Genomic DNA, 12,922 nt, shown 5'->3' with positions numbered 1-12,922 from the left:
GCCGACCGGTCCGCGCTACAGTGAACTCACTAGTTCGTACATTAACGGAGGATCTTGGTGACCAGCTACCTCATCGGCCTGGTCGGTACCGGTATCGGGCCGTCGCTCAGCCCGGCGCTGCACGAACGGGAAGCCGACGAGCTCGGGCTGCGCTATCTCTACCGGCGGCTCGACCTCGACGTGCTGAGGCGGCCGATCGGCGAAGTGCTGGCCGCCGCGCGGACCGCGGGCTTCGACGGTCTCAACGTCACGCATCCGGTGAAACAACAGGTGCTGCCGTATCTCGACGAGGTCGCGCCGGATGCCGCGGCACTCGGCGCGGTCAACACGGTGGTGTTCCGCGAGGGGCTCGCCACCGGGCACAACACGGACGCGACCGGTTTCGCCCGCAACCTCATCCAGGGCCTGCCGGACGCCGAGATGGACACGGTCGTCCTCCTCGGCGCGGGTGGGGCGGGCGCGGCCGTGGCCCATGCCCTGCTTTCGCTGGGGGCCGGGCGGCTGATCGTCCACGACGTCGACTCGGCGCGTGCCGGGACCCTGGTCTCCGCGCTGCTGCGGCGGTTCGGCGACGACCGGGCCCTCACCGGTTCCCTCGATGACATCCGTGTCGCCGACGGCCTCGTCCACGCCACGCCGACCGGGATGGCCGCGTATCCGGGATCGCCCGTTCCCGCCGAGTCGCTGCGCCCAGGGATGTGGGTGGCCGACATCGTCTACCGCCCGTTGGAGACCGCGCTGCTCAAGCAGGCGCGGGAGCGGGGCTGCCGGACGCTGCACGGTGGCGGAATGGTCGTCTTCCAGGCGGCGGACTCGTTCCGCCTGTTCACCGGAGCGGAGCCGGACGCCGACCGGATGCTCCGGCATTTCGAAGCGCTGGAAGGGAAACCCGCCCATGTCCGGTGACACCGCCATCGCGACCGTCTGCCTTTCCGGCACGCTCGAGGACAAGCTCGCCGCGGCCGCCGCGGCCGGCTTCCACGGCGTCGAGATCTTCGAGAACGACCTGATCGCGTCCCGGCGGACGCCGTCGGAGATCCGGCGGCTGTGCGCCGACCTCGGCCTCACGATCGATCTCTACCAGCCGTTCCGCGATTTCGAGGCGGTGCCGCCGGACGTGCTCCGCGCGAATCTCCGCCGGGCACGGCGGAAGTTCGACCTCATGGCCGAACTCGGGGCCGACACCGTCCTGGTGTGTTCGTCGGTCTCGCCCGACGCCGTCGACGACGACGATCTCGCCGCCGAGCAACTGCACGAGCTGGCTTCGCTGGCCGCGTCGCGCGGAATCCGCGTCGCTTACGAAGCGCTCGCGTGGGGCCGGTTCGTGAACACCTACGAGCACGCGTGGCGGATCGTGCGGCGGGCCGACCATCCGGCGTTGGGAGTCTGCCTCGACAGCTTCCACATCCTGTCGCGGCGCAGCGATTCCCGCGCGATCCGGACGATCCCGGGGGAGAAGATCTTCTTCCTGCAACTGGCCGACGCGCCTCTGCTGGACATGGACGTGCTGCACTGGAGCAGGCATCACCGGCTCTTCCCGGGACAAGGCGCGTTCGACTTGGCCACGTTCACCGGGCACGTCCTGGCGGCGGGATATCGAGGACCGCTTTCGCTGGAGGTGTTCAACGACGTCTTCCGGCAGGCGGATCCGCGGCCCGCGGCCGTCGACGCGATGCGATCACTGGTGGCTCTGCGCGAATCCGTTGGTGCCCTTGCGGTTCCCGAGGCGCCCCGGCTGGATGGGCACGCCTTCGCGGAGCTCGCGGTTCCGGGCGCCGTGCTCGCGGAACTCGGTTTCACGCACGTCGGAACGCATCGCTCGAAACCGGTCCACTTGTGGCGACAGGGATCGGCGCGGCTGCTGGTGAACGAAGCCGCCGCGGAGGGCACGATCAGCGCGCTCGGCCTGACCAGCGCCAACCCGGCCGGATCGGCACGGCGCGCGGAAGACCTGCTCGCGCCGGTGCTGCCACGCGAACACGGCCCGGACGAGGCGGACCTGTCCGCCGTCGCCGCCCCGGACGGGACCGAGATCTTCTTCTGTGGCAACGAAGAATGGCTTCGCGACTTCGTTCCCACCGGAGCGGCGCCGTCGGGGACGGGGATCACCGGCATCGACCACGTCGCCCTGACCCAGCCTTTCGACCACTTCGACGAGGCGACGCTGTTCTACCGTTCGGTGCTCGGCCTGGAGCCCGAACCGGTGTCCGAATTCGCGGCGCCGTTCGGGCTCGTGCGCAGCCGGGCGGTCGGGAACCGGGACGTCCGCCTGACCTTGGACAGTGCCCTGGTGCGGCGAGGGGAGTGGGCACCGGGAGTGCCCTCGCCCCAGCACATCGCCCTCGCGTGCGACGACGCGATCGCCGTCGCGAGGGCCATGCGGGAGGCGGGTGCGCCACTGCTTTCGATCCCCGGGAACTACTACGACGACCTCGACGCGCGGTTCGATCTGCCGTTTTCGGCCGCCCTGCGGGAGAATTCGGTGCTGTACGACCGGGACTCGTCCGGCGAGTTCCTGCACTTCTGCACCGAATTGGTCGGCTCGCGGGTGTTCTTCGAGGTCGTGCAACGGATCGGCGGGTATCGCGGATACGGGGTCGTGAACACGCCGGTGTACATGACCGCGCATCGGGAACGGCGGCTCAGCCTGACGCGCTGAACCTCGGCCGGGGCCGCGTCAGCTGACGGACTCGTCGTCGAGTGCGGCGAGCTGCTGCGCGACGCGGTCCGCGTCGGCTGTTCGTTCCTGGGTCCGGTTGAGCCGTAGAGCCTGTTGCCACACCAGGCGAGCCTCGGCTCGGCGCCGAAGCGCTGCCAAGGATTGGCCGAGATGTTCGAGGGTGTCGGCTTCGTAGTACGTCGCCCCCAGGTCCCGGCACAGTTCCAAGGATTCGTGGAAGTGGTCCAGCGCCAGATCGTATTCGCCGCAATGGTGGGCGATGTAGCCGAGTGTGTCCAGGGTGACTGCTTGGCCCTGCCGATTGCTGGCGTCCCGGAACAAGGCCAGTGCCTGCTCACATGAGGAGCGGGCCTCGTCGTACTGACCGAGCCGCGCTTGGTGCCACCCCATTCGATCGAGTGCTTCCGCCTTCCACACGAGGTTGTCCAGGGGCTCGAACAACCGGAACGCCTCTTTCGCGTGGTTGAGCGCGAGCTGGTCGTTGTTCTGCAGCCGCCAGACCATGATCAGGTCGTAGTACGAACGAGCCTCGCCGTGTGTGTCACCGGTCTCCTTGGCCAGTTCGCGCCCCCGGTACAGGTGCTCCAAGGCTTCGGTGAGCCGCTGCGACCGCGCGTATGCCTGACCCAGCAGCCGGTGGGCCAGTCCTTCGATCGTGGCGTCTTCCAGCGCGCGTGCGGCGGCCAGCCCGGCCTCCCAGGTGGTCCGCTGTTCGTGGAGGTGGCCGCGTCGCCACAGATATCCGTGCAGGATCCACGCCAGTTGCCACACCTGCGTCTGCCAGCCAAGTCGTTCGGCGGTCGTTTGAGCGGCGATGAGACACGGGTGTTCCTGGTCGAACCAAGCGAGAATGGAGCTGTCGTCGGTGAAGGATGGCAGCTCGAATCCGACCGGAGCGTCGCCGATCTCGACCTTCTTCCGGTCGGGGTAGAGCATTCGTTCGCCCGCGTAGCCGGCGTGGATGTAGTACGAGATCAGCCTGTGCAGCTTGCCCATTGCCTGGTCGTCCTGCCCAGCCCATTCGGCGGCGTAGAGGCGGACCAGGTCGTGCATGCGGTACCTGGTCGGCAAGTACCGCTGCAACAGGTGCGCTTCCTCCAGCCGCCTCAGCAGGTTGCGTGCCTGGTCGGTCTTCAGATTCGTGAGCACCCCCGCGGCGACCTCGCCGATATCCGGGCCAGGGGCCAGCCCGAGCATCCGGAACACCTCGGCCGTCTGGGCGTCGAGCGTTTGATAGGACCAGGACAAGACGGTGCGCAGGTTCGCGGAGAGCCCACCGCCGTCCAGCGCGTCCAGCCGGGCCGAGGCATCACCCAGGTCCGTGGCGAGCGCCGCGAGCGGGAAGTCCTGGTGGGCGGCCGCATGGGCGGCGACGATACTCAGCGCCAGCGGCAGCCCGGCGCAGTAGCCCACCAGGTCCTTCACCGCGGCGGGCTCGGCCTCGACGCGGTGCGGTCCGAGACGTTTGGTCAGCAGTTCGCGTGCTTCGGCGTCGTTCAGGGTGCCCAGGCTCAGCGGTCGTGCGCCGTGGGCGACGATCAGTTCGGTGGGCTGGTGCCGGGTCGTGATCAGCACGGTGCAGCTGGAACTCTGAGGAAGCAGCGGTACCACCTGAGCGCCACCGCGGGCGTTGTCCAACAGGATCAGCATGCGCCGGTCGGCGACCTTGCGCCGGTACAGCGCGGCCTGCGCGGCGGTACCGACGGGGATGTCCCGTTGTGAGGAGCACAGGGCATCCAGGAAACCGCGGATGGCGACCTCGGCCGCCACCGGCGCACCGGACGGGTCGTAGCCGCGCAGGTTGACGTAGAGCTGCCCGTCCGGAAACCGGTCGATGTTCTCGTGCGCCCATTCCAACGCCAGCCAGGTCTTGCCGATTCCGCCCATGCCGCTGACCACCATGATGGGCGTGGTGCCCTTGAACTCGGCGTCGACGATCGACGAAGCGGTCAGTTCGGCAAGCTCACGAATGCGACCGGTGAACAGTCCCGATCTGGCTGGCAACTGCCTCGGTGCGGAAATCTCCGTCAATTGTTCGGATTCGCGCTGGTACGGATGGTCGGGAAGGCAGATCCAGGCGCGGGTGTTCGTCTCCTTTACCTTCACGGTCACCGGCTGATAGCGGCTGGGATCGTCAATCGAACTGTTCTGGACGACTTCCTCGAAAAACCAGTCGGATACGATGAACGCCAGCACGCCCGGCGACTGCGCGAGCGATGTTTTCAACGCGGGTGCTTCGATCAGCCTGAATGCGCGAATGATCGACGGCCCGGTGACGCCCTGAGGGTCGTGTTTGATCTCGCCCGCGTGCAGAGCCATGCGGAGCCTGATGCGTTCTTCGGGCCGTGCAGCGCTTTCGTTGTATTGCAGTAGAGCCTTGATGAGCATCTGCGGCAGCGATTCGACGAACGGCGCCTTGGGCACCTGGGGTGCCACCAGTACGAGGACACCGTCGCCGCGATCCTCGTGATAACAGTCTTCCCAGGAAATATTCGCCGCGTTGAGTGCCCAGCGCAAAACCTGATACAGTCCGTCGCGAACGGCTTCTTGAACGGGGTTCCGTTGGCGTTCGGCGCTGCCGAATCCCTCCACGTCGAGTACCAGCAGTATCCGGTGGCCGGGCTGTCTGGAATAGACCATGCGATCAACCCCTCGTCGCGGCGTCGGCTCCATGCTACAGGACGATCAAGGTATCGTTGCCTGCCGGAAAGTGTCCGAAGGTCGCGAGACTTTCATCGTCACCGAAAAATGGCGGCCGCGGTCATCCCGCGCGAATTCCGTGGCCAAGGGATCCAGCCGACGTCCGCGGCCCGCTCGGCCGGCGGATCGACGGCCGGCCTCGCATGTCGCCGCGAAACGGCGATCCTCAGAATCCGATGGGCAAACCCGCGTAGTTCTCCGCCAGACCCGCCCGTCCCGCCTCACTCCGCGCCAGCCATCGCAGCTGCGAAAGCTGCAACTGCCGGTCGAACGGGTCGCCGGATTGGTGCAGCATCGTCGTCATCCACCACGAGAAGTGCGTACACCGCCAGACCCGGCGCAGCGCGGTGTCGGAGTAGGCGTCGGCGAGAGCGAAGTCCTTGTTCCGCAGCAAAGCGGCCAGGGCGGGGGCGAGGAGGGCGACGTCGGCGACGGCGAGGTTGAGCCCCTTCGCGCCGGTGGGCGGCACGATATGGGCGGCGTCGCCGGCGAGGAACAGCCGGCCGTGCCGCATGGGCTGCTGCACGAAACTGCGCATGGGCAGCACGCTCTTGTCGGTGATCGGCCCCGGCGTGAGGGTCCAGCCGTGCTGCCCGTGGCCGAGCCGCGCCGCGAGCGCTTCCCAGATCCGGTCGTCGGACCAGTCGCCGATGTCGGTGCCGTTGGGCACCTGGAGATAGAGCCTGCTGACCGTCGCCGAACGCATCGAATGCATGGCGAAACCGTCGGGATGCCACGCGTAGATGAGCTCGTCGGTCGACGGGGCGACGTCGGCGAGCACCCCGAGCCACGAGTACGGGTAGGTGCGTTCCCAAGTCTGCTTGGCGGCGTCGGGGATCGCGGTGCGGCAAGGACCGAAGGAGCCGTCGCAGCCGACGACGACGTCGGCGTCGAGCCGCTGTTGTACGCCGTCCGCGTCGGTGAAAGTGACGTAGGGCCGCTCGGTCTCGATGTCGTGTACGGCGGTGTCGGTGACTTCGTAGTGGATCTGCTGCCCGGCCGCCGCGCGCGCCTTGCCGAGATCCTTCGTCACCTCGGTCTGGCCGTACACGGTGACGCTTCGGCCCACCAGGTCCACGAAGTCGAGGTGGTGCCGTTCTTCGGGCCATTGCAGGTAGATACCGCGGTGCTCGTCGCCTTCGCGGTCGAGCCGCTCGCCGAGTCCGGTCTCGCGAAGGAGGTCCACTGTGGACTGTTCGAGGATGCCCGCACGGATCCGCGCTTCGACGTACTCGCGCGAGCGGGTCTCGACGATGACCGATTCGACCCCTGCCAGGTCGAGCAGATGCGACAGGAGCAGTCCGGCCGGGCCGGCGCCGACGATGGCGACTGGGGTGCGCATGACCGGAGTCTGGTCGCCCGTCGACCGGACCGCTAGCCGTCGCTTCCACTCAGTGAAACTGACAGGCTCCGGCCGATACCGGCGGCCGCGACCTGGAGCGCGGAGATCAGCCGGGCCCGGCCCCGGCTCAGATCGGGGACGACCAGGCCGAGCGCCGCGACGACGTCGCCGCCCGACGGCCGGATCGGGACGGCGACCGAGCAGGCGCCCCGGCTCATCTCCTCGACGGTCTGCGCGTAACCCTCCCGCCGGACGCGGCGCAACTGTTCGCGCAGGCGGCCGGGCTGCGTGATGGTGTACGGCGTCACGCGGGTCAGCGAGGCGAGCACTCGCCGCTGAACGTCTTCCGGTGCCCAGGCCAGCAGGACCTTCCCGATCCCGGTGGCGTGCAGCGGCAGGCGTCCGCCGATCCGGCTGACCACCGGCACGGAGGCGTTCCCGGAGAGCCGGTCGAGGTAGAGCACCTGGTCGCCGTCACGCTCGCCGAGATGCACCGTGGCGCCGGTCGCGCCGTAGAGATCCTGGAGGAAGGGCGCGGCGACCTGCCGCAGTTCGAACTGGACGGGCGCGAGCAGCCCGAGGTCCCACAGCCGTCTGCCGACGGCGTACCGGTCCTCGCGCCGCTCCAGCGCGCCCAGGCCCACGAGTTCGCGGGCGAGCCGGTGCGCGGTGGGCAGTGGCAGGCCGGCCCGCTGCGAGAGTTCGGTCAGCGAAAGCTCACGATGGTCGACGTCGAAGGCGCCGAGCAGCGCGAACGCCCGCGACGTGACGCTGGCGCCGGGTGTCGACAGGTTCCCGGACATCCGCCCATCTTCTCACTGAGTGGAAGTCAGGGCGAGCCCGAGCCACAGCCCGCCGACGGCGAGCACGATGGACGCCGGGACGGTGAGCAGCCCGAGCCGGGTGAACTCGCCCAGCTCCGGCCGGGTGTCGTGGCGGTGCAGGATCCGCCGCCACAACAACGTCGCCAGCGAGCCGACGTAGGTGAGGTTCGGCCCGAGGTTGACCCCGATCAGCACGGCCAGCACCACCGGTGTCCCGCCGGCGGCGGCGAGCGGCAGCAGCACCAGCACGGCGGGCAGGTTGTTGATCAGGTTGGCGAGGACGGCCGCCACCGCGGCGGCGCCGAGCAGGGCGGGGAAGGAGGTGGAGGTCGGCACCAGGTGGCTCAGCGCCTCGTCCAGTCCGTTGTCGACGACCGCGCGGACCACGATCGCCAGCGCGAGCACGAAAGCGACGAAAGGGATGCTCGCCGACCGCACGATCGCGGCGGGAGAGGTCCGCCGCCGCACGAGGGCACGGCAAGCGAGGACCGCGGCGCCCGCGAACGCGGCCCACGCGGGGCTGACGTCCAGCAGCGACGTGAGCACGAATCCCGCCAGCGTCAGGCCGAGGACGACGAGGACGAACGTCGGCACCTTCCCGGCCGGGACCGCTTTCCCGCCCCGCGGCCGGGCCGCGAGGTCGGCGGCGAAGAACCGGCGGAACACCAGGTATTCGGTGAGCACCGCCGCGAGCCAGGGCAACGCCATCAGCGCGGTGAACCGCAGGAACGAGATGCCGGTCGCGGCGACGGCGAGCAGATTGGTCAGATTGGACACCGGCAGCAGCAGCGAGGCCGAGTTCGCCAGATGCGTGCAGGCGTAGGCGTGCGGTTTGGCCCGCGCGCCCATCCGCGCGGCGGTGGCGAACACGACCGGGGTCAGCAGCACGACGGTGGCGTCCAGGCTGAGCACAACGGTGACCGCCGCGGCGACGACGAACACCGCGGGCAGCAGCCGTCGCGGCCGTCCCCGGCTGAACCGCGCCATGAGCGTCCCGGCCGCCTGGAACAGCCCCTCGTCGTCGCACAGTTTGGCCAGGACGAGCACCGCGGCGAGGAAGCCGGCGACCGGGGCGAGCCTGGTCACCTCGTCGAGGGCGTCGGGGAACGAGATCGCTCCGGTCACCAGGACGATCGCCGCGGCGGGGACGGCGGCGACCGCCTCCGGGAGACCGCGTGGCCGGATCACCGCGAAGGCCAGGACGACCAGCAAGAGCGCGATGGACACCATCTCGCCGGGAATGCCTGTCAGGGCGAACCTCCTCCGGATGAAGCCGACGTCGGCAATCTAGGCTGGGCCTGGTGCGAGAGACGAACTGGGCGGGAAATCAGACCTTCTCCGCGGAGCGGATCCTCCGGCCACGCACGATCGGGGAGGTGCAGGAGGCCGTCGCCGGCGCGAGCGCGGTCAAGGCGCTCGGCAGCAGGCACTGTTTCAACGACATCGCGGACAGTCCGGGTGGCGTCCTGCTCGATCTGTCCACGCTCGACGTGGAAGCCGGCCTCGACACGGAGTCGGCGACGGTCACGGTGCCCGCGGCGGCCCGCTACGGCGACATCGCCGTCCAGGTGCACGCCGCCGGGTTCGCGCTGGCCAACCTCGCGTCACTGCCGCACTGCACGGTGGCGGGCACCGTCGCGACGGCGACCCACGGTTCCGGCCGGCGCAACCAGAGCCTGGCGTCGGCGGTGTCCGGTTTGGAGCTGGTGACCGCCGACGGCGAGCTGAAGACGTTCTCCCGGCACGACGGCGTGGTCGTCGGCCTCGGCGCGCTGGGGGTGGTGACCCGGCTGACCCTCGACCTGGTGCCGTCGTTCGACCTCCGGCAGGACGTCTTCGACGGCCTGGCTTGGGAAGCGGTGTACGAGCACTTCGACGAGATCCAGGACGCCGGGTACAGCGTCAGCCTGTTCACGAACTGGGCCCGCGACGAGGTCGACCAGGTCTGGGTCAAAGGACCGGGACAGCCTGGCGAGGATTTCTTCGGCGCGACGGCGGCGGACGGGCCACGGCATCCGGCCCACGCGGCGGGTATCCCGGCGGACAACTGCACGCGGCAGCTCGGAATCACCGGACCGTGGCACGAACGGATCCCGCATTTCCGCCTGGACTTCACGCCCAGCATCGGGAACGAACTCCAGACCGAGTACTTCGTGCCCATCCGGCACGCCGTCGCGGCGATGGAGGCGATGCGCGAACTCGGGCACCGGCTGGCACCCGTCCTGCTCACTTCGGAGATCCGCACGGTCGCGGGGGACGACCTGTGGCTCAGCCCGTTCCACGGGGGCGACCGGCTGGCGCTGCACTTCACCTGGCTGCCGGACGAGAAGGCGGTCCGCGAGCTGCTACCCGTGATGGAGGAACGGCTCGCCCCGTTCGACGTCCGGCCGCACTGGGGGAAGCTCTTCCACCGCGCGGCGGACTACCCGAAGCTGGCCGATTTCCGGGCGCTCGCCGACGAACTGGACCCGGACGGCAAGTTCCGGAACCCGTTCGCCCGGCGGCACGTGTTCGGGGAGAGCTAGTCCGATTGCGACCACGCCGCGACGGGAAGGGAGAGGTACACGCCGACGTCGTCGATCCCGGTCTCGGCCTCGATACTCGTGCGCAGCAGGTCTGCCCGCTCCTGGCGGTTGTCCGCCCGGCTCGGGAACCACTTCGACCGGACCTCGACCAGGAGATCGAGCCCGAAGCGGTCGAACGGTCCCGGTGCGCGGAAACGCAGTTCCACGTCGCCCGGCTGGAGGTCGCCGTCGTACGGCTCCTCAGGGCACTCCACGGCGACGGACACGAGATGCGGGAGAACCGAGCCGAGCTCACGCAGCTTGGCATCGGGAAGATGGGGCGCGTAGGTGATTTCCACGAGAGGCACGGCACAAGCCTAGGGGCGGGCGAAACTGCTATCGTGGCGGCAGTTGCTTGCTCGCGCGGGAAGATCCCCGGCTGCTGCACTGGAGCCGCACGTTTCTCCCGAGGAGCCTTCATGTCTCTTCCCCTCGCCCGTCGTATGGACGGCGTCACCAGTTCTCCCGTGCGCGACCTGCTCGCGCTCACCGCCCGCCCTGGCGTGATCTCGTTCGCCGGTGGCATGCCCGCGCCGGAACTGTTCGATGTGGACGGCCTTCGTGCCGCCTTCGGCCGGGCGCTCGCCGACGAGTCCGCGTTGCAGTATTCGCCCACCGAAGGGAATCCGCGGCTGCGCGAGCTGCTCGCGCGGCGCCTGTCCGGTCGCGGGCTCGCGACCACTGTGGACGATCTGCTGATCACCACGGGTTCACAGCAGGGCCTGCAACTGCTGAGTACCGCGTTGCTCGATCCCGGAGCCACCGTGCTGGTCGAGGAACCGGTGTACCTGTCGGCGCTGCAATGCTTCCAGCTCGCCGGGGCGCGCGTCGTGCCCGTCCCCGGCGACGCGGAGGGGATCGACCCGGTCGCGTTGGACGAGATCGCGGCCAGGGAACGGCCTGCGCTGCTGTACCTCGTCCCGACGTTCTCGAATCCGTCCGGGCGCACGATCGGCCCGGAGCGGCGGCGTGCGCTCGCGGAGGTGATCGCGCGTCACGCGTTCTGGCTCGTCGAGGACGATCCGTACCACGAGCTGCGGTATCGCGGCGAGCGCGAGGAACCGTTGTCGGCCCGTCCGGAACTCGCCGGGCGCACGATCTATCTCGGTAGCTTCTCGAAGGTGATCGCCCCGGGGATGCGGCTAGGCTGGTTCCGCGCGCCGGCGGACCTCCTGCGCCGCGTCACGATCCTCAAACAGGCGACCGATCTGCACAGTTCGACCGTCGATCAGGCGGCCGCGGCCGAATATCTGGCCATCGCGGATCTCGACGCGCACGTGCGGAAGTTGTGCGCGACGTACCGCGTGCGCCGTGACGCGATGCTGGCCGAGCTGCCCGCGATCACCCCGCCCGGGACGACGTGGACCGACCCGGACGGCGGGATGTTCGTCTGGGTCACGCTTCCCGGCGGCGCGGACACGGACCGGTTGCTTCCCGAGGCGCTGCGGCAGGACGTCGCCTTCGTGCCCGGCTCGGCATTCCAGGTGGGGGAGCCGGATCGGTCGGCGTTGCGGCTGTCGTTCGCGACGCACGCGCCGGAGACGATCGCCGAGGGTTTGCGGCGGCTGGGCAAAGCGCTGGCGCAGTGAGGTAAGCGTCGTCCGGGGTCTCGTACCGGCCCGGGCGCGAGAGGCGATGCGGTTTGGAACCGACCGTGTCTCAAGGGACGGCACACGTGTCCAGATGGACGACTCACGTGATCCGACGGACGACACGCGTGTCCAGATGGACGACACGCGGCGGACTGGCCGCGGGCGTGTGCCGTCCCTCTGATCACGTGTGCCGTCCGGCCGGTCACGCGTGTCGTCCGCCTGATCACGCGTGTCGTCCATCCGGTCACGCGAGGCCTCTCAAAGAAGCTGCCGCGCCCATTCGGTGATCACGGCGGCCGTCTTCGCCGGCTGGTCCTCGGCCGTGTACGCGTAACTGTCGGGAATGGTCTTCAAGGGCGCGTCCAGTCGTTCGGCGAACCGTTGGGCGTTGGCGAGCGGGAACACGCGATCCTCGGCGGCCCAGGCCAGCAGGATCGGTTTGCCGAACCCGGCCGCGAGGTGGGCGGCCGCCTCGCGGCTGTACCGCGCCGACACACTGCCGATGGCCTTGCGGCCGTCGTGGCGGATCGCCGGATCGGTCAGCACCGGGCCGATGTAGCTCTCCATGGCCCGTGCGTCGACGGGGTACTTGGCCAGCCACCCATACGTGTTGCGCCAACGCCACGTTCGGCGGATCCGCAACGCCTGATAGAGCGCGCGGTAGGTCGCTTGATGGGCGGCGGTCGCTTTGAGGAGCCCGAAACCGCCGGGTTCGGGCGGCCAAGAGCATTCCGGGGTTTCGCAGCTGTTGAGGACCAGGCGCGCGATGCGGCCGGGATACGTCGTGGCGGCGATCTGGCTGTAGGCGCCGCCGGAGTCGTTGCCGATCAGCGTGACGTCGGTCAGTTCGAGCGCGTCGAGGAACTGCGCGATCACGGCGGCCATCCCGGGCGGGGTCAGGTCGGCGTCGCGGCGCATCGGGGTCAGATGAGCGCCGAGCGGCCAATCCGGTGTGACACAACGGAAAGCGGGGGAGAGCAACGGGACGAGCGCGCGCCAGAGGTTCGCGTTCACCAGGTAGCCGTGGACGAACACGAGTGTCGGCCCGGTCCCGCTCTCGTGGTAGCGCACGGTTCCCGAGGGGAGTTCGGCCTCCTTCGCGGCGCCGAGCCGGGGATCCCGCCAGCCGGTGCCCGCCCAGTTCGTCATGTCCGCCGCCTTTCGCCGGGCGAGTTCTTGTAACCGTTGCAAGAACTGTAGCGTGGTTTTTGCAACGGTTA

10 protein-coding genes are annotated in these 12,922 nt (G+C 69.2%); 4 read left to right on the top strand and 6 right to left on the bottom strand.

What is annotated here, in order from left to right; translation table 11 throughout:
• Positions 1-57: 57 nt before the first annotated feature.
• Both NQK81_RS04935 and NQK81_RS04930 read left to right on the top strand, forming a co-directional pair.
• Positions 58-906, top strand: coding sequence for a shikimate dehydrogenase (locus NQK81_RS04935; RefSeq protein ID WP_257487230.1), 849 nt, complete (start codon positions 58-60; stop codon positions 904-906).
• Positions 896-2,659, top strand: a complete 1,764-nt coding sequence (locus tag NQK81_RS04930; RefSeq protein ID WP_257487229.1) for a bifunctional sugar phosphate isomerase/epimerase/4-hydroxyphenylpyruvate dioxygenase family protein — start codon at positions 896-898, stop codon at positions 2,657-2,659. Before NQK81_RS04935 ends, NQK81_RS04930 begins: the two co-directional genes overlap by 11 nt.
• An 18-nt stretch (positions 2,660-2,677) precedes the next feature.
• Here NQK81_RS04930 and NQK81_RS04925 read toward each other — a convergent pair whose 3' ends face one another.
• From NQK81_RS04925 to NQK81_RS04910, 4 genes are all read right to left on the bottom strand, one after another.
• Entirely contained in the window at positions 2,678-5,353 is a 2,676-nt protein-coding gene (locus tag NQK81_RS04925; RefSeq protein WP_257487228.1) for an ATP-binding protein, read from the bottom strand.
• A 193-nt stretch (positions 5,354-5,546) separates the two neighbouring features.
• Complete coding sequence (locus NQK81_RS04920; RefSeq protein WP_257487227.1) at positions 5,547-6,722, bottom strand: 4-hydroxybenzoate 3-monooxygenase; 1,176 nt, start codon at positions 6,720-6,722, stop codon at positions 5,547-5,549.
• A 32-nt stretch (positions 6,723-6,754) separates the two neighbouring features.
• The gene (locus NQK81_RS04915; protein ID WP_257487226.1) at positions 6,755-7,525 is read right to left on the bottom strand and encodes an IclR family transcriptional regulator; all 771 of its coding nucleotides are present in this window, start codon (positions 7,523-7,525) and stop codon (positions 6,755-6,757) included.
• A gap of 12 nt (positions 7,526-7,537) precedes the next feature.
• Positions 7,538-8,776 carry an ArsB/NhaD family transporter gene (locus NQK81_RS04910; protein ID WP_257487225.1) on the bottom strand — a complete coding sequence of 413 codons (1,239 nt, stop codon included), beginning with the start codon at positions 8,774-8,776 and terminating at the stop codon, positions 7,538-7,540.
• A gap of 71 nt (positions 8,777-8,847) precedes the next feature.
• On the opposite strand from NQK81_RS04910, the gene NQK81_RS04905 reads away from it, so the two are divergent.
• The gene (locus NQK81_RS04905) at positions 8,848-10,071 is read left to right on the top strand and encodes an FAD-binding protein (protein WP_257487224.1); all 1,224 of its coding nucleotides are present in this window, start codon (positions 8,848-8,850) and stop codon (positions 10,069-10,071) included.
• Here NQK81_RS04905 and NQK81_RS04900 read toward each other — a convergent pair.
• A complete protein-coding gene (locus tag NQK81_RS04900) occupies positions 10,068-10,418 on the bottom strand; it encodes a hypothetical protein (RefSeq protein WP_257487223.1) in 351 nt (116 codons plus the stop codon). The two genes, NQK81_RS04905 and NQK81_RS04900, sit on opposite strands and share 4 nt — an antisense overlap.
• Positions 10,419-10,529: 111 nt before the next feature.
• Here NQK81_RS04900 and NQK81_RS04895 point away from each other — a divergent pair, with 111 nt between their 5' ends.
• A complete protein-coding gene (locus tag NQK81_RS04895) occupies positions 10,530-11,699 on the top strand; it encodes an aminotransferase-like domain-containing protein (protein ID WP_257487222.1) in 1,170 nt (389 codons plus the stop codon).
• 261 nt (positions 11,700-11,960) lie between these two features.
• Here the strand turns inward: NQK81_RS04895 and NQK81_RS04890 are convergent, their stop codons facing one another.
• Positions 11,961-12,851, bottom strand: coding sequence for an alpha/beta fold hydrolase (locus tag NQK81_RS04890; protein ID WP_257487221.1), 891 nt, complete (start codon positions 12,849-12,851; stop codon positions 11,961-11,963).
• Positions 12,852-12,922 lie beyond the last annotated feature (71 nt).

This window comes from Amycolatopsis roodepoortensis (assembly GCF_024628825.1).
Classification (GTDB): Bacteria; Actinomycetota; Actinomycetes; order Mycobacteriales; family Pseudonocardiaceae; genus Amycolatopsis; species Amycolatopsis roodepoortensis.
Note: the sequence above shows the minus strand (reverse complement) of the source record. Positions and strands in the feature narration are given on the sequence as shown.

Coding starts and splice junctions, on each gene's coding strand:
- NQK81_RS04930 (WP_257487229.1), top strand. CDS start 896: ATGTCCGGTGACACCGCCATCGCGACCGTCTGCCTTTCCGGCACGCTC.
- NQK81_RS04925 (WP_257487228.1), bottom strand. CDS start 5,353: ATGGAGCCGACGCCGCGACGAGGGGTTGATCGCATGGTCTATTCCAGA.
- NQK81_RS04920 (WP_257487227.1), bottom strand. CDS start 6,722: ATGCGCACCCCAGTCGCCATCGTCGGCGCCGGCCCGGCCGGACTGCTC.
- NQK81_RS04915 (WP_257487226.1), bottom strand. CDS start 7,525: ATGTCCGGGAACCTGTCGACACCCGGCGCCAGCGTCACGTCGCGGGCG.
- NQK81_RS04910 (WP_257487225.1), bottom strand. CDS start 8,776: ATGGTGTCCATCGCGCTCTTGCTGGTCGTCCTGGCCTTCGCGGTGATC.
- NQK81_RS04895 (WP_257487222.1), top strand. CDS start 10,530: ATGTCTCTTCCCCTCGCCCGTCGTATGGACGGCGTCACCAGTTCTCCC.
- NQK81_RS04890 (WP_257487221.1), bottom strand. CDS start 12,851: ATGACGAACTGGGCGGGCACCGGCTGGCGGGATCCCCGGCTCGGCGCC.